This window comes from uncultured Aquimarina sp. (assembly GCF_947495315.1).
Taxonomy (GTDB): domain Bacteria; phylum Bacteroidota; class Bacteroidia; order Flavobacteriales; family Flavobacteriaceae; genus Aquimarina.
The window spans coordinates 362947-382862 of record NZ_CANLYD010000003.1 but is presented as its reverse complement, the minus strand read 5'-3'; the positions used below and the strand labels follow the sequence as shown (position 1 = coordinate 382862).

At 33.7% G+C, this 19916-nt stretch carries 20 protein-coding genes; 3 read left to right on the top strand and 17 right to left on the bottom strand.

Annotated elements, in window-relative coordinates; genetic code table 11:
- Window positions 1–40 precede the first annotated feature (40 nt).
- The 14 genes from Q0910_RS07565 to Q0910_RS07500 form a co-directional block, all read right to left on the bottom strand.
- The gene (locus tag Q0910_RS07565) at window positions 41–775 is read right to left on the bottom strand and encodes a metallophosphoesterase family protein (RefSeq protein ID WP_299214358.1); all 735 of its coding nucleotides are present in this window, start codon (window positions 773–775) and stop codon (window positions 41–43) included.
- A 53-nt stretch (window positions 776–828) separates the two neighbouring features.
- Complete coding sequence (locus tag Q0910_RS07560) at window positions 829–1377, bottom strand: RNA 2'-phosphotransferase (protein ID WP_299214355.1); 549 nt, start codon at window positions 1375–1377, stop codon at window positions 829–831.
- 239 nt (window positions 1378–1616) lie between these two features.
- Window positions 1617–2132, bottom strand: coding sequence for an O-acetyl-ADP-ribose deacetylase (locus Q0910_RS07555; protein ID WP_299214352.1), 516 nt, complete (start codon window positions 2130–2132; stop codon window positions 1617–1619).
- Window positions 2129–2764 (bottom strand): DUF4291 domain-containing protein, encoded by a 636-nt coding sequence (locus Q0910_RS07550; RefSeq protein ID WP_299214349.1) that lies wholly within the window; start codon window positions 2762–2764, stop codon window positions 2129–2131. The genes Q0910_RS07555 and Q0910_RS07550 overlap by 4 nt, the downstream gene beginning before the upstream one ends.
- Window positions 2761–3219 (bottom strand): nucleoside 2-deoxyribosyltransferase domain-containing protein, encoded by a 459-nt coding sequence (locus Q0910_RS07545; protein WP_299214346.1) that lies wholly within the window; start codon window positions 3217–3219, stop codon window positions 2761–2763. The genes Q0910_RS07550 and Q0910_RS07545 overlap by 4 nt, the downstream gene beginning before the upstream one ends.
- Before the next feature lie 86 nt (window positions 3220–3305).
- Window positions 3306–4127 (bottom strand): ribose-phosphate diphosphokinase, encoded by an 822-nt coding sequence (gene prs, locus Q0910_RS07540; protein ID WP_299214343.1) that lies wholly within the window; start codon window positions 4125–4127, stop codon window positions 3306–3308.
- Window positions 4128–4359: 232 nt separating this feature from the next.
- The gene (locus Q0910_RS07535) at window positions 4360–5040 is read right to left on the bottom strand and encodes an NUDIX domain-containing protein (RefSeq protein WP_299214340.1); all 681 of its coding nucleotides are present in this window, start codon (window positions 5038–5040) and stop codon (window positions 4360–4362) included.
- A 97-nt stretch (window positions 5041–5137) separates the two neighbouring features.
- Window positions 5138–7405: an aconitate hydratase gene (locus Q0910_RS07530; protein ID WP_299214337.1), complete on the bottom strand. Its 2268-nt coding sequence runs from the start codon at window positions 7403–7405 to the stop codon at window positions 5138–5140.
- A gap of 320 nt (window positions 7406–7725) precedes the next feature.
- Window positions 7726–8190 (bottom strand): hypothetical protein, encoded by a 465-nt coding sequence (locus Q0910_RS07525; RefSeq protein WP_299214334.1) that lies wholly within the window; start codon window positions 8188–8190, stop codon window positions 7726–7728.
- 448 nt (window positions 8191–8638) lie between these two features.
- Window positions 8639–9094: a hypothetical protein gene (locus Q0910_RS07520; protein WP_299214331.1), complete on the bottom strand. Its 456-nt coding sequence runs from the start codon at window positions 9092–9094 to the stop codon at window positions 8639–8641.
- Between the two features lie 28 nt (window positions 9095–9122).
- Window positions 9123–10076, bottom strand: a complete 954-nt coding sequence (locus Q0910_RS07515) for a MoxR family ATPase (protein WP_299214328.1) — start codon at window positions 10074–10076, stop codon at window positions 9123–9125.
- Window position 10077: 1 nt separating this feature from the next.
- On the bottom strand, window positions 10078–11529 hold the full coding sequence (locus Q0910_RS07510; protein WP_299214325.1) for a peptidylprolyl isomerase: 1452 nt from the start codon (window positions 11527–11529) through the stop codon (window positions 10078–10080).
- Window positions 11492–12340: a peptidyl-prolyl cis-trans isomerase gene (locus tag Q0910_RS07505; RefSeq protein ID WP_299214322.1), complete on the bottom strand. Its 849-nt coding sequence runs from the start codon at window positions 12338–12340 to the stop codon at window positions 11492–11494. Before Q0910_RS07505 ends, Q0910_RS07510 begins: the two co-directional genes overlap by 38 nt.
- Window positions 12341–14299 carry a peptidylprolyl isomerase gene (locus tag Q0910_RS07500; protein ID WP_299214319.1) on the bottom strand — a complete coding sequence of 653 codons (1959 nt, stop codon included), beginning with the start codon at window positions 14297–14299 and terminating at the stop codon, window positions 12341–12343.
- Between the two features lie 181 nt (window positions 14300–14480).
- On the opposite strand from Q0910_RS07500, the gene Q0910_RS07495 reads away from it, so the two are divergent.
- A complete protein-coding gene (locus Q0910_RS07495; protein ID WP_299214317.1) occupies window positions 14481–14720 on the top strand; it encodes a hypothetical protein in 240 nt (79 codons plus the stop codon).
- Between the two features lie 89 nt (window positions 14721–14809).
- A complete protein-coding gene (locus Q0910_RS07490; RefSeq protein WP_299214314.1) occupies window positions 14810–15316 on the top strand; it encodes an OmpH family outer membrane protein in 507 nt (168 codons plus the stop codon).
- A gap of 47 nt (window positions 15317–15363) precedes the next feature.
- On the opposite strand, the gene Q0910_RS07485 is transcribed toward Q0910_RS07490, so the two are convergent.
- The 3 genes from Q0910_RS07485 to guaB form a co-directional block, all read right to left on the bottom strand.
- Entirely contained in the window at window positions 15364–16212 is an 849-nt protein-coding gene (locus Q0910_RS07485; RefSeq protein ID WP_299214311.1) for a hypothetical protein, read from the bottom strand.
- On the bottom strand, window positions 16184–17278 hold the full coding sequence (locus Q0910_RS07480) for a hypothetical protein (RefSeq protein WP_299214308.1): 1095 nt from the start codon (window positions 17276–17278) through the stop codon (window positions 16184–16186). The genes Q0910_RS07485 and Q0910_RS07480 overlap by 29 nt, the downstream gene beginning before the upstream one ends.
- An 83-nt stretch (window positions 17279–17361) precedes the next feature.
- Complete coding sequence (guaB, locus tag Q0910_RS07475) at window positions 17362–18834, bottom strand: IMP dehydrogenase (protein WP_299214305.1); 1473 nt, start codon at window positions 18832–18834, stop codon at window positions 17362–17364.
- A gap of 307 nt (window positions 18835–19141) precedes the next feature.
- Here guaB and Q0910_RS07470 point away from each other — a divergent pair, with 307 nt between their 5' ends.
- Window positions 19142–19912, top strand: a complete 771-nt coding sequence (locus tag Q0910_RS07470; protein ID WP_299214301.1) for a phosphatase PAP2 family protein — start codon at window positions 19142–19144, stop codon at window positions 19910–19912.
- Window positions 19913–19916 lie beyond the last annotated feature (4 nt).

Here is a 19916-nt window from a genome sequence, read left to right as displayed (position 1 = left end):
TTCACAAAAAACACCCTGTTTCCAGTTAAAATAGCAGGTGTTAATTTCGGCCTTTTTCATCAGGATACAAAGAAGGTAATGGATCACTTTGCCAAAATTCTTTGGTATCGATATCCAATATGGTAAGTTTTCCGGTAAAAGCTGCTCCGGTATCAATGTTCCATAAGTTATATGCTTTTATTGGCTCACTAATTTTATAATCAGTAGTAGGTGTATGTCCAATATAAATTTCTTTATAGTGATTAAATCGTTTCGGAGACGTAAGCATATCTTCTAGCGTTTTTTCTTCCACCTTATCCGCAAGTAAAGCCGCTTCCCATAAGGTTCTATCCCAATAGTAATTAGATTCATATTCTTCTCTACCAACACCGTGCATAGAAGTAAATCCGGCATGAATGAAAAGTCTGTTTTCTGAATCTATATAGTAATTCTGTAGATCTTTAAAAAACTGTTTATGCGCATCATTGGTTAGTAAACCGGATTGAATATAACTATCTATCGTTTCTTTTCCTCCGTGAGCTAACCAAACTGGATTGGTAGCTCCTTTATCCAGCCATAAACCACACCACAAATCATGATTTCCTCTTATAAAAACACATGTATTAGATATCGAAAGATCTATTAATTTCTGAATTGTTTCTGCTGATTCACTCCACCCATCGACGTAATCTCCTAAGAAGATTAATTTATCTTCTGATGTTACTTTAGCTCTTTCTAACACCTGTATTAATGCTTTGTACCCTCCGTGAATGTCTCCGATTACTAGTGTTCTCATAACTATTTCCTTTTAGACCTCACAGGTTTTAAAAACCTGTGAGGTCTGGTACATCACTTTGTTTTAAACTCGATATACTCTGAAGCAACGGCATCTGTCAACCATACTCCATTATCGGATTGATAAAACGCTATACCATTTCGATACATATCACCAGATCTAACGGTTAGTATAATGGGCACTCCTCTTCTGGAACCTACTCTCATTGCTGTTTCTAGTTCTTCACTAAGATGTACGTGATGTCTGCTCATTTTTAGCAAACCTTTTTTTCGTATATCTTCTCTGAACTTTCCTACGGTTCCGTGATATAAAAATTCTGGTGGCTGTATGGGTGTATACTCCAAATCAACTTGTATAGAATGTCCTTGATTCGCTCTGATCTTGGTTTCATCTTCATTAAATGCAAAACGCTTTTTGTCATTTGTAGCAACAACTTCTTTTAGCGTTTCTATATTTAGTTGCTTACGCTGTGTATTTGCTTTGCTTATTAATTCGCTTACATCTGCCCAACCGTTTTCATCTAATTCCAACCCTATCTTTCCTGGATTGTGCCTTAGGATAAGGCTTAAAAATTTACTTATTTGTTTAGTATTTATTTTCATTTTTTATTATTCTTTTCTTTTTTCCATTGCCGAAAAAGGAAACAAAAAAGTCTAGTCTTATGAAATTTCATCTAAAAATATTGCTCTCTCCACTAAATTAAATTAAAACGTTTTTGTAATGTTTTATGATTGGTTTTCATAGATAAAAACTTTTTATAATTAACATTAAACTACTCACAAATTTAATTTTACGTTTCGTTCACTTCATTTTTTACATTGAAATTTCAGTAGGACGTTCTTTATACTGCTTCTATAATTTTTGCATATATTTTATAATTCTCCTCATCAAAACATATAAAGATCACTTCTTTTATATGTGTCAAACCAGGGTCATTTGTTACCGTATCGACAGCTATCTTAGCAGCTAATTCTTTTGGAAATTTATAGATTCCCGTACTGATGTTTGGAAAAGCAATGGTCTTAATACCATTCTCAACTGCCAGTCTTAAAGCCTTGGTATAACAATTAGCTAGTAACCTTTCTTTATCTTTTCCTCCAGTATTCCATACACGTCCAACGGTGTGGATCACATATTTAGCAGAAAGATTTCCAGCAGTAGTAATCACCGCTTCACCTGGATTACATTTTCCTTGAGTAGCTCTAACTTTTCTACAAGCTTCTAAAATTTCTGAACCTCCTTTTCGATGAATCGCACCATCAACTCCACCGCCACCTAATAAAGAGGTATTTGCAGCATTGACAATTGCATCCACTCTTACAGTGGTAATATCAGATTGGAGTAATTTTAGTTTCATTTTAACTTCAAATATGTATTCAATTTCTCGTTTCCAAAAATCATTAGCTTTTCGAGTGGTGTAACTAATTCTTCTAAATTATTAGATTTCACCAAGTCATATTGTTCTTTCACAAACTGTGAAACATCCTCTATTTCCAATATATCATCAGAAGCATATGATTTTATAAACTCTTTTCTTAATCCAATCTGAATTGCTCTTCTTTCTAATTTGGTCCCATAAGGATCGTGATCAGGATCCCATTGTAGCCTTACATCAGAACTAGTAACATCTGCTTGCCAATCTTCGTAAGATTTGTATAATTCAGGCTTAAAAGAAGAATATACAGCATTGTCTAAGTATTTCTCGAAAGCCTCACGCTTCAGATGTATTGCTAATACAACTTCTTGTCCTTCTTTCGTTCCCCATCCATTGCGATACATCATCCAAAGAAAGTTAGGCTTAATCCAAGTCATCCTTTCTAAGCTAAATGGACCGCCAAAAAATTGATTTTGAGCTGCAAAGTTTCCAATTGCAGGTCTATATGATTGATATACTACTATTTTCTGATCATCATATTGCGCCATAATATGATATCCTTGCTGTGGCCAGCTTTTTTCTTGTTCTTTATAATTTGTTACTTCTAGTTTCATTTCAATTTCCTCTTTACTTCATTAATCAACTCTTTTAAACTATTTACTTGTTGTATACCATATCGTTCACAAACCACGTCTACATTTCCTTTTCTCCAGAATCCATCTGGGCAACAAACAATCAGTTTTCTGCTTCTAGCAAATAACCCCAATTCTAAAAGCGTAATTGGTGACTTGGTTTTCTTATCAAAGTACATTGTGATCATATCAGACTTTTCTAACGCTTCCAATTCCCAGTTTACTTGTTCTTTAAAAACAGGATTGTCTACTTCTTGTTTCCAACTAGCATCCCAACTGGCTCTTCTTGGGTTTAAGAGTGTTACATCTTCTTCTGACAATTCTTTAATTACTTTATCCTGCCATCTTTCTGCTACACCAACTTCTATGCTTCCAGCTAGAAAAACGCTCTGGTTTTTATCTAGTATAATTTTTGTTGGTGCTGTGATTACTTTCATTGTTTTGTTTTATCTATTCTTGGATTCCAGCCTACACTTCGACAGGCTCAGTGTGACACACTGGAATGACAATACTTAACCTCTAATTATATAATAGAAAACTGCACCACTTTTTCCTCTTCTATATCTCTAAAAGAATTCGTAGTAAAAACAGTATCAAATGATTGATTTAATGCTTCAAAACCTTTGCTAAAAATCCCGTGGCTCACTACTAAGCTTAGTTTTCCTGCGTTTTTTTCTTTTAATGCTGTTGCCAGTCCTAAAAATGTTCCTCCTCCATCACAGATATCGTCTACAATCACACAATGTTTTCCTTTCAGGTCTTCTTCATATACTCTAAAGCCTGACAGCTTTCCGGTTTTTACATCTCGTTTCTTAGAACATTCTACTACTGCTATTCCTCCTAAATACTCTGATACTTTATAAATCTTTTTTAAAGCTCCACCATCAGGAGATATCAATACCACCTCTTCATTAATCTTATCCAAACATTTCTTTACAAATTCATAATTTGAAATCACTTTTACATTATTCAACAAAGCTGGTGTCACCTCAGAATGTGGGTCAAAAACCGTTACTTGATCGTATTTTTGTGCATTTATAATATCAGCATATACTTTTACACTTAGAGACTCGCCACTAACCATCACTCTATCCTGTCTTGCCGCTGGAAAATATGGAATGAGTACATTAATCAATTTCACACTCATTCTTCGCAATGCATCTGTAGCAACTAATAACAAACCGACATCATTAAATGAGTTTAACCGATGTGTAACAGTCACTTCGTTTCCGATAGATTCTTCAGAAATTTTGATGTGTGGTTCTCCTCCATTAAATACAAAAGAGGTAAATGCTATGGACGTATCAAAAGGAGTAAATGACGGATCTAAATGTAAATACTGCATAATTGTGTTATTTTTACGCAAATATAAAACGGATCAATCTAATCACAAAATATTTTGCGTAAAAATTACAATAAAAGATTAATTTGGTAGGATGCAATTGGGTTCCAGCCTACACTTCGACACCTGTCCGCCTTAGGAGGAGGCTCAGTGTGACACACTGGAATGACAAAAAAAAGATAAAAGAAAGGTATTTCTTATTACTTCTCGACTCCGCTCGAAGTACAACAAGAGCTTACTTTATATCAAAAAGGAAGCCTTCTTCTTTTAGCTTGAAGTATTGTTTATGATTGAATTTGAAAAGATTAGCTGGCCTTCCTCTGCCTTCGGATATTTTTTCTTTTAGTTCTTCTAAAATACCAAAACTTAGAATCTTCTTTCTGAAATTTCTTCTATCGATCTGCTTATCCAAAATAGTCATATACAGTTTCTCTAAATCCGAGAACAGGAACTTATCAGCAAGTAAATCAAATCCTATAGGTTCATACGTCAATTTATTACGTAGTCTCTTTTTAGCCATATCGAGAATTGTAGCATGATCAAAAGCCAATTCAGGAAGTTCATTGATATCAAACCAAGCCACATCATTTGCATCTGTATCTGCTTTTATAGTATGGTGCTCTGGTTTTACTAAACCAAAATAGGTAACACTTACCACTCTGTTTCTAGGATCTCTTCCGGGTTTCCCAAAAGAATATAACTGCTCCAAATAATCAACAGTTACATTAGTTTCTTCTTTAAGCTCTCGTTCTACAGCATCTTCCAGGCTTTCATTTTCCAACACTAAACCGCCTGGTAGTGCCCATGAATCTTTGAAAGGATCTACATCTCTTTTAATCAAAAGCACATGCAATGCTTTGTCTTTATACCCAAAGACTACTGCATCTACTGCTACTTTAATATTTTGGCGTACCATATACGCAAATTTACGAAATTCTAATTTTTAATAAAACAAAAACTCCTGAAGAATAACCTTCAGGAGTTTTAAATAATCTATTGTATCTAAGCGATTCTTAAGCGTTTTGCTTTTTAATTAAATTTAAAGCAGAACCTTCTTTAAACCATTCGATTTGAGAATCGTTATAGGTATGATTTACTTCGATTATATCTTTAGAACCATCCGCGTGAACAAACTCGATATTTAGAGTTTTTCCAGGAGTAAAAGCATCTAAGTCAAGGAAGTTAATCGTGTCATCTTCTAGAATTTTATCATAATCTGCTTCGTTTACGAAAGTAAGACCCAACATCCCTTGTTTCTTAAGGTTGGTTTCGTGTATACGAGCAAATGATTTAACGATTACCGCAACAACACCTAAGTGTCTTGGTTCCATTGCTGCGTGCTCACGAGAAGAACCTTCTCCGTAATTATGATCTCCAACTACTATTGAAGGAACACCTGAAGCCTTATAAGCTCTTGCAGTATCTGGCACACCGCCGAACTCACCATTTAATTGGTTTTTAATAAAATTCGTCTTTTTACCAAAGGCATTGACAGCTCCTATTAAACAGTTGTTAGAAATATTATCTAAGTGACCACGGAAACGTAACCAAGGACCAGCCATAGAAATATGATCGGTAGTACATTTACCAAAAGCTTTTATTAATAATTTAGCACCTTTGATTTCATTACCAATAGGCTCAAACGGTGTTAACAACTCTAATCTTTCAGAAGTTGGACTCACACTCACTTCTACACCAGAACCATCTTCTTGCGGAGCAACATATCCAGCATCTTCTACTTCGAAACCTTTTGGTGGTAACTCCCATCCTGTTGGCTCATCAAACATTACCTCTTGTCCATCTTCATTAAGTAACTTATCCGTTAATGGATTGAAATCCAAACGTCCTGAAACAGCAATAGCTGCTGTTAACTCAGGAGATGCTACAAAAGCGTGAGTATTAGGGTTACCATCTGCACGCTTAGCAAAGTTTCTGTTAAATGAATGAACGATACTATTCTTTGGTGCATTTTTAGGATCGCTATATCTCGCCCATTGCCCGATACAAGGTCCACAGGCATTCGTAAAGATCTTAGCATCTAGTTTTTCGAAAATCCCAAGAATACCATCTCTATCTGCAGTATATCTTACTTGTTCAGAACCAGGATTTATTCCCAACTCCGCTTTCATTTTCAATCCTTTATCCAAAGCTTGCTGCGCAATCGATGAAGCTCTTGATAAATCCTCATAAGAAGAGTTTGTACAAGAACCTATTAATCCCCATTCTACTTGTAATGGCCAATCATTAGCTTTTGCTTTTTCGGTCATACTTGCACCAACTTCTGTGGATAAATCCGGTGTAAATGGTCCGTTTAATAATGGTCCAAGCTCAGATAGGTTAATTTCTATAACCTGATCAAAATATTGTTCTGGATTCGCATATACTTCTGCATCTGCTGTTAAGTGTTCTTTTACTTGATTAGCTGCATCTGCAACATCAGCTCTATCTGTAGCACGTAAATAACGCTCCATGGATTCATCATAACCAAATGTAGATGTTGTAGCACCAATTTCGGCACCCATATTACAAATAGTTCCTTTTCCTGTACAAGACATTGAAGTTGCTCCAGGTCCAAAATATTCTACAATAGCTCCTGTTCCACCTTTTACGGTAAGAATTTCTGCTACTTTTAAAATCACATCTTTTGGTGCAGTCCAACCAGATAATTTGCCAGTTAACTTTACACCTATTAATTTAGGAAATTTCAATTCCCAAGGCATTCCTGCCATTACATCCACTGCATCAGCTCCACCAACACCAATGGCTACCATTCCTAATCCTCCTGCATTTACAGTATGTGAATCCGTACCAATCATCATTCCTCCTGGAAATGCATAGTTCTCAAGCACTACTTGGTGTATAATCCCAGCTCCCGGTTTCCAGAATCCAATTCCGTATTTATCGGATACTGACTCTAAGAAATCGAATACTTCACTACTAGTATTCATTGCTGATTTCAAATCCTTATCTGCACCAACTTTTGCTTGAATCAAATGATCACAATGCACTGTTGTTGGCACTGCAACTTTCTTTTTTCCTGCTTGCATAAATTGCAATAAAGCCATCTGAGCGGTTGCATCTTGACATGCGATTCGATCTGGTGCAAAATCCACATAGTCTTTTCCTCGCGTAAACGCTTTCTTAGTTTTAACGTCCCAAAGGTGTGAGTACAAAATTTTCTCTGCTAATGTTAAAGGTTTTCCTGTTACTTCGCGAGCAGCATCTACTCTCTCCGCAACTTGAGCATAAACCTTTTTTATCATATCGATATCGAATGCCATATAGTTGTGTTTTATGTATTGAAAAGTCCGACGAAAATACAAATTTTAAAGGATTTTATTAAATGAATAGCGTTAATAATCCTTTTTTACGTTTTTAAAAAAAATATCATATTTATTTGTAGAAATCGTCAATTATAGAACTATTAAAATGGTAATCATACAAAAAAATATCTAATATTTTAACTGTTATCCTCTAGAACCACGAAAACGTTATAGTGAATTGTTAAATTATTGCATTAAAAACAACCATTTTTAGCATTGAAAGTAAAAAAAAGTGAAGCTTTATCAGCTTCACTTTTTAAACATAACGTAAACTACATTTAGCGATCCCCTTTCTTTTCTTTCTCAGAATTGGAACCTCTTCTTCTTTTTTTCTTCTTTATTTCTCCGTATTTCTTTAATTGTTCATCACTAAGAGATGCTTCGAATTTACTTTTCTCAGTCTTCATTGCCTCCTTATGTGATTTTTTCATTTCCTTCTGATCATCACTTAGCGTTGACTTTAATGCTTTATACTTTCCTCTTCTAGAAAGGTCTTCATTTTGAACAATTGCCAATTGCTCCTCGGTATAGGTTGCCTCTAAAGCCTTTTTATGCTCAGTACGCAACTGTCTTTGATACTCTAATTGCGCTTTTTGATCTTCAGACAAACTTTCATTAAACTCTTTTCTTAATTCTCTTTTTTGTCGGCGATCTTCTCTGTTATCTGCCATATCTTCTGATTGGGCCGACATTGTCAAAATTCCCAAAAACAAAATCATCATATAGGTTACACTATTTTTCATCTATCTATTTTTCTTAATTATTCAACTTTATTTTAATGAACGTTCAATATTAAGACCAACAGAACTCAAAAAGGTTTAATTAGGATAAACAAAAATTAATAAAAGTCTGTACAAATACATTAGTATAACCTGATACCAGTATCTCAATAAATTTGTATAATATTATTAAAAGTAAAAGTTTTTTAGTTATGCTAATTCATTTCTTTACAAACCCTTAAAAGAGAACTAAAGAAATGTTAAAAGAGGGGTTATTCCCCTTTAATATTTTATTTTCGCACCTTGAAATTGAAGATATCTGGAAATGGTTTTCCCCAAGTACCCATTTCCAATAAAATTCAATTGTTCGTAATTGCACAAAGCCCATTTCCTACTTAAATGGGCTTTTATTTTTATATACAAAAAAAGGAATATCTGTAATATTCCTATAATTGAATTAGCATATAATCTTTTAAAATTTGAAATTAAATTCATTTCTCTTCCAAGAATTCCCATATTTCCTGGTTAAAAAATCTTTCATTACATTATTATAGCTTTTTACACTGTCGTTAGTAATGCATTTCGGAAGAAAACATCCGCCTATTTCTTTAAATCTAAAATGATATTTTTTTTCAGTCGTACTAAGAGGAATTATAAAGTTTTGTTTTAATTGATTGGAAAAGCTACTATCTACTGAACTGCTATCTAGTTTATTTGAAAAATCTCGATAAGCTTTCGCAATATATATTGCTCTCTTCTCTGTTATTATTCCCGTTATCAATAATGTGGGTTGACCTTCACGAATATGTTTATACGCAGAAGTTCTAGAAATAACATCTCCATACAATGTGCATTCAGAATTATTAAAATCTTGTTGAGCTTCAACATAAATAGAGAAGAACAATGTCAAAAAAATAATTTTATACATTCTTCAACTATTTTTATTAAAACCGCCTTTAAAACAAACTCTGAATAATATCCTCAATACTTACTCCTTCTGCTTCTGCTTTGTAGTTTTTGATCATACGATGGCGTAGTATTCCCATTGCTACTGCTTGTACATCTTCTATATCCGGAGAAAATTTTCCTTTAATAGCTGCATTTGCTTTTGCAGCTAAAATTAAGTTCTGGGAAGCCCTTGGACCGGCACCCCAATCGATATAACTCTTAACTAAATCTGTTGCGGATTCTCCATTCGGTCGCGTTTTAGAAACCATTCCTACAGCATATTCCACAACATTATCAGCCACTGGAATACGACGAATTAAATGCTGAAAATCTATAATTTCCTGTGACGTAAATAAAGGGTTAATGGTTGCAGAAGTATCTCCTGTAGTACTTTTTACGACTTCTACTTCTTCCTGAAAACTAGGATATTTTAATTCTATTGCAAACATAAACCTATCTAATTGTGCTTCTGGCAAAGGATATGTTCCTTCCTGCTCAATAGGGTTTTGTGTTGCCAATACAAAATAGGGTAAATCTAACTTATAATTATGTCCTGCTACAGTTACTGATCTTTCCTGCATTGCTTCTAATAAAGCGGCTTGCGTTTTAGGTGGAGTTCTGTTAATCTCATCCGCCAGAATGATATTAGAAAATACAGGTCCTTTTATAAATTTAAAATGTCTTGACTCGTCTAAGATTTCACTTCCTAAAATATCACTTGGCATTAAATCCGGCGTAAACTGAATTCTTTTAAAATCCAATCCCAAAGCCTTGGCGATAGTGTTCACCATTAAGGTTTTTGCCAGCCCAGGAACTCCTATGAGTAAAGCATGACCTCCAGAAAATACAGAAATCAGTATCTGATCGATTACTTCTTCCTGACCTATAATTATTTTAGCAATTTCTTTTTTGAGTTCGGTATGTTTGCTTACCAGTTTTTCTACTGCTGCAACGTCAGACATATTATTTTTCTTTTTTTAACCAGTTACCGCTAAACTCACAGTCTCTGTACTCTCCATTAATTTTTATGTAGGTATCATTAATTTTTTCTTCCTGCCACTTACGTATTGCTTCAATTTGTTTTTTTCTAAGGGCTAGTTCTTGTATTTTCAAATAGTCTTTAGAATAGTCTGCAATATGCTCATCAAAACGATTCAGCACCGTAATTAATTTAAACTTTTTACGACCTTGACGATCTTGATCAGGAATTACTAATGAAACTTCATTAGTTTTCAATTTTGATACTTGATCGTACAATATAGGATCAATTTTGGTAAGTTCAAAACGTGTATCTCCTGTTGTAGGATTTAATAATTGCCCTCCATCTTCTTTCGTTTCCTTTTCGTCACTGAACTTTCTTGCAGCATCCTTAAAACCAATGGTTCCATTAACTACTTCTGCGCGAACAGAATCTACAAGTTTTTGAGCTACCTCTACACTTTCTCTAGTAACATCTGGAATTAAAAGAATATGCCTTACATCAATTTCTTCTCCTCTAACCTTATCCAATTGAATAATATGCCATCCAAAATCAGTTTTAAAGGGCTCACTAACTTCTCCCACCTGCAAACTAAATGCTACATCCTTAAATTCTTTAGCAAACGGTGTCTGACGGTTCAGCGTATATTTCCCTCCTTTTGATTTGGATCCAGGATCCTGAGAATATAACACGGCTTTTGTTGCAAAGCTACTCCCATTCTCTAAAATATCTATTCTAAACTGTTTTAGTCTATCAATTACTTTTTGTTCTTCTTCTTCAGGTATTTTAGGGTCGATTACAATTTGCGCTAGTTCTAATTCTGTACCAAAAAGCGGTCTTTCATCTTCTGGAATTTCATCAAAAAACTCTCTTACTTCTTCTGGTGTAACCTCTACGTCTTCTACTATTTTAGAACGCATTTGTTCTGCCAATCTGTTTCCTTTATTAATTTCGAAAAGCTCTTTTCTAAAATCCTCTTCGCTTTCTTTTCTATAGAATTTTAGCACTTTATCCAACGTCCCAAGCTCTCGGGTCATATAACTTAACTGTTGATCGACCATAGAATTCACCTCAGCATCTGTAACGAGAACACTATCCTGAACTGCATGATGTGCATATAACTTATTCTCGAATAAACTTCCAGCCAATTCACAACGGCTAACATCTGTTGCAGAAACGCCCTCACTTATCAATTGTTGATATGCAATCGTAACATCGCTATCCAATATTACATATTCTCCTATAACAGCAGCAACCCCGTCTATCTTAATCCTTTCAGATGGCTTTACAGAATCCTCTTTCTTTTCTACCTTCTTTTTTACATCTTCAATGATTTCCTGAGCGTATATCTGAGTACCTGCTCCAAATAGCAATAATGCGACAAGACAAGTAACATTCTTAATTATAGATTTCAAATTGTTTGTTTTTAATAGCATCTTTCGTAATATCCTTTTCTAATTTTTTTATAAGCTCTCGCTTCCTCTTATTTAATATAATCTGTCGTATCGTTGGCTTTATATATTCTAAAGGTGCCGTTTCATTTTTCTTAAGCACTTCTTTAATCTTAATCATATACACTCCCAAAGAATCACGCAATTGTACATATTTACCCTTTTTCAAGACCTTATTCCTATCCTGAGTTTTAAGAACTGGTATCTTATTTAATACCTGATCAAATTGAACCCAAATAGAATCACCAAAAGAAAAAGTAACAAATTCTAACTTTTTTGTCAGCAAATCTTCTTCATCCTCTTCTTTAAAACGATTAAAACGTGTTTGCGTTGCAACAATATTATTATAATCAGGTGGCAAATGTAAGTAACGTAACTTTACTAATTCTTCATTAAGATTAAAATTTTCTAAATTTTCTGAATAATAAGAACTCATATCTTCTTCTGTAATCTCCATATTAATAGATTTATTGATCACAGCATCTTTATATGCATTAATATATAAAGTACTCTTATAATCTTCTACAAGGTTATCAAATTCCTGAAGTTCTGTTTCGTTTAAGTTACGTTTAGACTGATCTATAAACAACTGTCTTGTTGCCCAAATATTAATGTAATTGTTTATTATATTAATACTATCCTCTTTTGTAGTGGCATCAGGTACGAGATTTTTAATATCGTCTTTATACAGATATGTTTCGTTTACTCTTGCTACTACTTCTCTATTTGCCTCACGATTTATATTTCCGCAAGAAACAAATAAAACAAACAACACTATGATTGAGAGATATCGCATTTATATGGATAGGTCTTTTTTAATTTTTTTTAAGGTCTTTTTGTTTAACTCTACAGAATATTTCTTTCTAAGTTCATTTAACCAATTTTTTTCAAGATTTTCTTGAAAATCATTAATTACTTTACCCTTAGTTTCTTCAAACGTTTTGATTCTAGCGGGTATTACCTCTTCTATTTTTACGAGCGTTATATAATTATTTTCATTAACACTAACAATTTGTCCTTTCTCTCCAGAAAAATTATTAGTAATAGGAGCTTCACCTTTAATTAACTCCTCTTCAGAGAAAAATACTTTATCTGTATCCGACGTATTCACTTCTTTTTTAATTTCTTCAGCAGATTTACCCTTTTCAATAAGAACCTTCACTTTTTCTATTAATTCTTGATTAGATGAAGATGCTTTTACAACTTTATATGTTTCCTCTTGAAGATATGTTTCTTTCCTGGATTCATAGAACTTTTTGAGTCCAACAGAATCCGTCTTTGCCGCGTTCCATATTTTGGACTCCATAAGATCAAACAACAACAATCCGTCTCTATATTCCGAAATCACATTAGCAAAATCCTGATTATCTTCTTCCAGATGCTCTTCATAATATTGAAGTAACTGAGCAGATTCATATTCATCATACATGAAATCCACATAAATAGACACATCCGAAATTCTATTTTTACCAGCACCTCTTTGTTGTATAAACTTGGCAAAATCCATATATGAATAACTTTGATCACCTATAGAAAATATAGGTTTCTCCATCATCGGGTCATTGGCTGGAACTTCCCATTTTTCTTTAAAAATAGTAGTCGGCACAATCTTTTTGAAATACGTTATCACTTCTTCATTTCTTTTTAAAGCATACTTTTCTTTAAGAGAATTTATAAACGACTTAGTAATTAACTGAGACCTACTATCCTTTTTTATTTTTTGAGTAAGCTCTCCTTTAATCTCTTCAAAAGTTTTAGGAGGATGTTTTTCTAATAATTTTATGATATGCCAGCCATATTTTGTTTTAACGGGTGCAGAAACTTCTCCTGATGATTGTAAAGCAAAAGCAGCTTTCTCAAAATTCTCAGAATTTAAGGCTCCCTGTCCAAAACGATTTATTTTACCTTCATTAACAGCAGTATTACGATCGTCACTATATTGTTTTGCCAAAGATTCAAAAGAAGCATTTTGTTTTAATTGAGAACTAATCTCTTTAATTCTTTCTTCTGCTTCATCTTCCGTTCTTTCTTTATTGAAAGCGACCATTATATGAGCTACTGTAACTTCTCCTAATGCTTTTTGTTTATCATTAACCTTTACTATATGATACCCAAAACGTGTTTTGAATGGTTCTGAAACTTCTCCTACTTTCGTTGTAAAAGCAGCTTGCTCAAAAGGGTACACCATTCTAAATGCTGAAAACCAACCCAAATCACCTCCGTTTTTATTTACAGAAGGATCTTGACTATACTGAACCGCTATTTCTTTAAAATCGGTCCCACTAACAATTTTATTTCTAGCTTCAGTGATCTTCTGATATGCTACTAAGGTATCTTTAGGAGATGCACCAGATTGAACCTGAACTAAAATATGACTCGCATTTACTCTTTCCTGCAAACGGTCATATGCCTCTTTTACCAGAGCATCCGAAGCTTTTGTATCCGTAAGATACCCTGAGGACAGTTGCTTTTTATACCCTTCAAGTTCTTTAATATATGATTCTTTTTTATTCAGTCCTTGTTCTTTAGCTTCCTCTAACTTTAATTTATAGTTAATAAAAAGCTCTAAATATTCGTCGATATCCTTTTGAGATTCATCTTTTACCAGATCAATATTTTTAAGATATACCCGCTTAAATTCTGATGTATAAACAGGTGAATTATTAATCATTAGAAGTACAGGGTCTTTTTGTTGACCATATACTAGGGAGCAAAGTATTACTCCTAAAAAAAGTACAATAGATTTTTTGTGCATAGTTCTCTTTAATAAAGTCCCCAATCGGACAAAAATAACAATATTAATGCGTTTTGCAAGCTCTTTCTTGTAACGAATGATAATAGTAATATAGTATTAAATGCCTTTTAAAATTTTACTAATCTCCTTATCTTGTGATTTTATATCACTTTGCTAATATCTAAACAATTAATAATACACATTGGAAAGAAAACTAAAACTCATTTGGGATTTCAGAGGTCCCGCAGCAAGTAAAACAGCAGAGCATCACGAAATTCATCTTAAAGAATATATCATTTCAGAAAAATTATCTATGAATCTTACTGGTTATCAAGACATCAACGAGATGCATAGCATTGCTTTTATGGTGGTTGTAGATTCTGAAATGAAAGCTATAAGAGATGCTTTAAAACCTCATCGCGGTCAATTATATGAAGAATAGATTTTTAAAAAATATTTTTCTTGGCACGTATATTGTCTTAGACCTTATATATTTGCAAAAATTTTAAATCAAGAATTAAAAAAATCACAATGAAGAACATACTATTTCCGATTTTACTATTGATCATTAGCGCACAAACAATTGCACAATCTAAGGTAGGAACAATTGATAGCGAATTTATTCTTTCTAAATTGCCGGAGCTTACTAAAGTACAAGAAGAGTTAAAAGCATACAATACTAAGTTAGAAGCTGATCTAAAAGTAAAAGTCGATGATTATCAAACAAAAGTAAAAGCGTATCAGGAAGGTGTAGCGACAATGACTGAGCCTATGAAAAAAACTAAGCAAGAAGAGATTATCGCTTTAGAAAATGATATTGCTAAATTTCGCCAGAATGGATCTCAACTGGTTCAGATAGAACAAAACAGATTATTACAGCCTTTGTATACTAAAATAGGTAAAGCATTAGAAGAGGTTGCCAAAGCTGAAGGATATACTCAAGTATTAACAATTACAACGAGTGGATTAGCTTATATTGATCCAAATTTTGATCTTACAAAAACAGTGATGACTAAACTAGGCATTCCTGTACAATAAATAATTAATTAAGAGATACTTATAACACATGAAAAAAGCGCTTCAAACTATTTTGAAGTGCTTTTTTCATGTATTTCTTTGAGTTTATCTTCTATTTGCATCAAGTATATCTCATTATACACTTCTTTATAAGGGTCAGATTTCTTATACCCTTTAGACACTAATGTTCTCGCTTTTTCTATATGTATTAGGGCCTGATTATTATCCCCTATCTCTAACAATGTTATTCCTTTATAATAATAAGATAATGAGGATTTATCATATACCTTAATTCCTAAATCAAAATCAGCAATTGCTTCCTTATATTTTTTTAAAGCCGCATAGCTAATACCTCTATATGGAAAGGCAGAAGGATCAATATATTCGGTTCCTTCTTCATCGATTGCTTTGGTAAACTCTACAATGGCTTCTTCGTGTCTTCCTAACGCTTGCAAGACTTCTCCTTTTAAGAAATTCACGTTATTACCCCAAGCATAATCAACTTTTCCTGGTCTGTAATCATCATATTTATTAAGATATTCTATAGCCCTATCATAGTCCTTATATAAATCTGTCATTAACCAAGAAGTATAATACAAAGCCTCTTCTGGGTCTAATTGTAATGATTTCTGTAACAAAGGAAAAGAAATATGATAATCCCCTATTTTACTGTGTGCCACAGATTTTTCCCTATGATAGTATTCATTGTCAGGATTAAGCATAAGTAAGGTGTCAAAATATGCCTGACGAATTGTATTGGCCTGATAATAATAATCACGTTCGTACTCTAACTCTTTTGTTTTTAAAATCTTTTCTTCTGCTGTTAGATTTTTAAAATCAATATTCTGAGTTTCTTGACATGAACAAAAAGTCAAAAACAGAAGAATATTAAGGATATATGCGAATGATTTTTCCATCTTTTATTCTAAAACTTATGTAAATATAGGTGTCCATAACTTTATTGGTTCTTTGATTTCTTCCGGGAATCCAATCTTGTAAACCTTTTGTTATTTCAAAAATTTGATTGCTAATCGTATCAGAAAATTCTTTTAGATTATAGTCATAGTCAAATGCTTGTTTTTCAAACATTCCTGCTTTTCCTTTACAATTAACCACAAAACGGACTTGAAATATCCCAGATTCTTTTGAACCTTCCGGAACTTTATATGCTTCAGTAAATATTTTTCTAATGTGATACAGCCCTCCATTATACTCAGTTCCCTTCCCATAATAACGATCTACTGGATAATTTTTATTAATGTACGGGTTGCACAACTGAAAAGAAACTGGATCGACACTTTTTTGAGGTTTAGGAACTGCGTTGTACGTTATTTTCTTAAAATCCCCATCAACAAAACCAAATGCTTCAATTTGATTTTCAGAAACTGATAGTATCTGCTCTATAAATTGAAAATCTCCATCGCATGCTAGTTGATTCCCTTTTTTAAGTAAAAACACTTTATCCCCATAAGAAATTAATTCGAAACAATGCATCAGGTATGTATCAGTACCCTTAGGTATGTACTTGATTTTATAATCTTTTCCGAAATAAAATACTCCTTTTTCATTTTCCCAATAACTGGATAACAATAGTTCTCTAAATTTAAACGTATCAACCGGATCAGAAGGTATTGTGCGATGCGCTAACCATTTTCCAAAATAAAGTTTATCGCCATTTACCCTATATCTTCGAATAGGAAACGCAAGTGTATCAAATAATAAAGAATCTTGTATAAACTCTAATTTATATGACGTTTTGCTTTCTACAGACAAGCTTTTAAGATGTAAAGAATCCTCTCTAAAACTTAGTTCACGAGTAATTGGTCTGTAAAAACCATTATCTAGATGGGCCGCTTGTATAAGCCATTCTCCATGAGCTGTTTCTTTGCTTAAAAACGACTCTTCGCCAGTATTACAACCATTAATAACTGCTATCACTAGTGATAACAAAATAAATGGTTTTACAAAGTTTCTATTTTTCAATGACTTACCTTTTGACTAATAAACATACAAAAAAAACGCTTCAAATTAATTTTGAAGCGTTTTTTGTACTATTTCATACTAAACTATCTACTATAATTAGGAGATTCTTTGGTTATAGTAACGTCATGTGGATGACTTTCGTTGATTCCACTTGCTGTAATTTTCACAAAACGACCAGTTTCTTTAAGTGTCGCTATATCTTTAGACCCACAGTATCCCATTCCGGCACGTAATCCTCCAACAAATTGATGAATACTTTCATAAAGCTCTCCTTTATAAGCAACGCGACCTACAATTCCTTCTGGAACTAATTTTTTAATATCGTCTTCTACATCTTGAAAATAGCGGTCTTTTGATCCTTGCTTCATTGCTTCTACAGATCCCATTCCTCGATAAGACTTAAATTTTCTACCTTCATAGATAATGGTTTCTCCGGGAGATTCTTTTGTTCCTGCTAACAAAGATCCTAACATCACCGTATCTGCTCCCGCGGCAATTGCCTTTGGTATGTCACCAGTATATCTGATTCCTCCATCCGCAATAACCGGAACACCAGATCCTTTGATCGCTGAGGCAACCTCTAAAACTGCTGAAAACTGGGGAAACCCAACTCCTGCAACCACTCTAGTCGTACATATAGATCCTGGTCCAATCCCTACTTTTACCGCATCTGCACCAGCTTCTACTAAATACTTAGCTGCTTCTGCAGTTGCAATATTACCAACTACTACATCTAGGTCCGGAAACTTCTTTTTCACTTCTTTAAGAACAGCCACTACTCCTTTAGTATGTCCATGTGCTGTATCAATAATTACAGCATCTACTCCAGCCTTTACTAAAGCTTCTGCTCGATCTACTGCATCTCCTGTTACACCAATCGCTGCAGCTACTCGAAGACGTCCTAAGCTATCTTTATTAGCACTTGGCTTCAGTGTGAGTTTGGTGATATCTCTAAACGTTATCAAACCTACCAGCGTATTTTTGTCATTTACTACAGGTAACTTTTCGATCTTATTATTTTGTAGTATAACTTCTGCTTCCTGTAATGAAGTTCCTTCTCCTACCGTAACTAGATTCTCACTGGTCATTACTTCTGATATAGGTCTTTCATTATTCTTTTCAAACCGTAAATCTCTATTGGTAACAATACCTAGAAGTTTATGATCTTCATCTACAATTGGTATTCCTCCAATACTATGCTCTCGCATATTATTTTTAGCATCAGCTACTTTTGCGTCTAATGGTAAGGTAACTGGATCTATGATCATTCCACTTTCTGCTCTTTTAACCTTACGCACCTTCATCGCCTGTTCCTGGATAGTCATGTTTTTATGTAACACGCCTATACCTCCTTCTTGTGCCATAGCAATAGCCATACGGCTTTCTGTAACCGTATCCATAGCTGCAGAAACTATAGGAACATTAATGCTAATATTTCTAGTAAATTTTGTTTGAATACTTACTTCTCGTGGTAACACTTCAGAAAATGCAGGGACTAAAAGTACGTCATCATAGGTAAGACCTTCTCCAACGATTTTGGATTCGTGTGCTGTCATCGCAATTAAGATTTAATTGCGTGCAAATATAAGCCTTTTTTAAAGGAATCCTATAAAACAGCAAGAGTAATATCCTTTTTATTTTCAGATAAATAGAAGCAAAAATATCACATCCTGATTTACTTTTAAAAAACACTTAAAACAACGTTAAACACTGGCTTTAAACCTGTTAAAAAGAATTTTAGCTAATGTACTATTGAAAAAACGTTGATAAAATATCTATTTATTTAACATTAATTTAATATTTAAATAGTATATTTCGTTCAGGTAGATCCCAAATCGCCTGTGCCCCAAAAAAGAATAACCTATGAGAATTAGTATTAGCCTGCTATTGGTATGCTTATGTATCAATATTACGAATGCCCAGTTTACAGAATCCCCGCTTACCAAAGTTCAATTCAAAACTTCAAAACAAACCGAACGTAAGAAATCTAAAAAAAGTTTATTTACCAAAAGAATAATACCGATTACCTTAATTGCTTCGGGTATTCTTCTATCAACTAGTGATTTTGAGAAATCATTGCAAAAAGATATCAGAGGCTCAGTAGGAAATGATTTTTATTTTGGTCTTGATGACTATACTAGATATGCTCCAATTGTTCAGATGTATGCCGCAGATATTTTTGGGGTTGAGTCCAAAAATCATTGGTTTGATCAAACTAAAAATCTTTTAATATCATCCTTAGTAACAAGCGCTGCTACTACCATTCTAAAACGAGAAGTGGGTAAACCACGACCAGGAGATCCATCTAAATTAAACTCTTTCCCTTCTGGACATACTTCTATGGCTTTTGTTTCTGCGGCTGTGTTATACGAAGAATTTATAGATACTAGTCCACTTTTAGCATATAGCGGATATCTTTTCGCAGTTACTACAGGTAGTCTGAGGATGATGAATAACAAACATTACTTGTCTGATGTGCTAGTTGGCGCAGGAATCGGAATCTTAACGACTCGATTAGTATATCATTATGACCATCTTATCTCTTGGAATCCTTTTAAAAACTCAGAAGATATTGCTTTTGCTCCTCAGTTTACAGGTGATAGTGTAGGGGTATACTTTTCTAAATCTTTTTGATCTT

What these genes read in the sequence shown, in the direction of transcription:
- Q0910_RS07525 (WP_299214334.1), bottom strand. Translation starts at nt 8,190, where the DNA reads ATGAAAAATAGTGTAACCTATATGATGATTTTGTTTTTGGGAATTTTG.
- Q0910_RS07555 (WP_299214352.1), bottom strand. Translation starts at nt 2,132, where the DNA reads ATGAAACTAAAATTACTCCAATCTGATATTACCACTGTAAGAGTGGAT.
- Q0910_RS07485 (WP_299214311.1), bottom strand. Translation starts at nt 16,212, where the DNA reads ATGGAAAAATCATTCGCATATATCCTTAATATTCTTCTGTTTTTGACT.
- Q0910_RS07515 (WP_299214328.1), bottom strand. Translation starts at nt 10,076, where the DNA reads ATGTCTGACGTTGCAGCAGTAGAAAAACTGGTAAGCAAACATACCGAA.
- prs (WP_299214343.1), bottom strand. Translation starts at nt 4,127, where the DNA reads ATGCAGTATTTACATTTAGATCCGTCATTTACTCCTTTTGATACGTCC.
- Q0910_RS07550 (WP_299214349.1), bottom strand. Translation starts at nt 2,764, where the DNA reads ATGAAACTAGAAGTAACAAATTATAAAGAACAAGAAAAAAGCTGGCCA.
- Q0910_RS07490 (WP_299214314.1), top strand. Translation starts at nt 14,810, where the DNA reads ATGAAGAACATACTATTTCCGATTTTACTATTGATCATTAGCGCACAA.
- Q0910_RS07530 (WP_299214337.1), bottom strand. Translation starts at nt 7,405, where the DNA reads ATGGCATTCGATATCGATATGATAAAAAAGGTTTATGCTCAAGTTGCG.
- Q0910_RS07470 (WP_299214301.1), top strand. Translation starts at nt 19,142, where the DNA reads ATGAGAATTAGTATTAGCCTGCTATTGGTATGCTTATGTATCAATATT.
- Q0910_RS07510 (WP_299214325.1), bottom strand. Translation starts at nt 11,529, where the DNA reads ATGCTATTAAAAACAAACAATTTGAAATCTATAATTAAGAATGTTACT.
- Q0910_RS07565 (WP_299214358.1), bottom strand. Translation starts at nt 775, where the DNA reads ATGAGAACACTAGTAATCGGAGACATTCACGGAGGGTACAAAGCATTA.
- Q0910_RS07500 (WP_299214319.1), bottom strand. Translation starts at nt 14,299, where the DNA reads ATGCACAAAAAATCTATTGTACTTTTTTTAGGAGTAATACTTTGCTCC.
- Q0910_RS07505 (WP_299214322.1), bottom strand. Translation starts at nt 12,340, where the DNA reads ATGCGATATCTCTCAATCATAGTGTTGTTTGTTTTATTTGTTTCTTGC.
- Q0910_RS07535 (WP_299214340.1), bottom strand. Translation starts at nt 5,040, where the DNA reads ATGGTACGCCAAAATATTAAAGTAGCAGTAGATGCAGTAGTCTTTGGG.
- Q0910_RS07520 (WP_299214331.1), bottom strand. Translation starts at nt 9,094, where the DNA reads ATGTATAAAATTATTTTTTTGACATTGTTCTTCTCTATTTATGTTGAA.
- guaB (WP_299214305.1), bottom strand. Translation starts at nt 18,834, where the DNA reads ATGACAGCACACGAATCCAAAATCGTTGGAGAAGGTCTTACCTATGAT.
- Q0910_RS07545 (WP_299214346.1), bottom strand. Translation starts at nt 3,219, where the DNA reads ATGAAAGTAATCACAGCACCAACAAAAATTATACTAGATAAAAACCAG.
- Q0910_RS07560 (WP_299214355.1), bottom strand. Translation starts at nt 1,377, where the DNA reads ATGAAAATAAATACTAAACAAATAAGTAAATTTTTAAGCCTTATCCTA.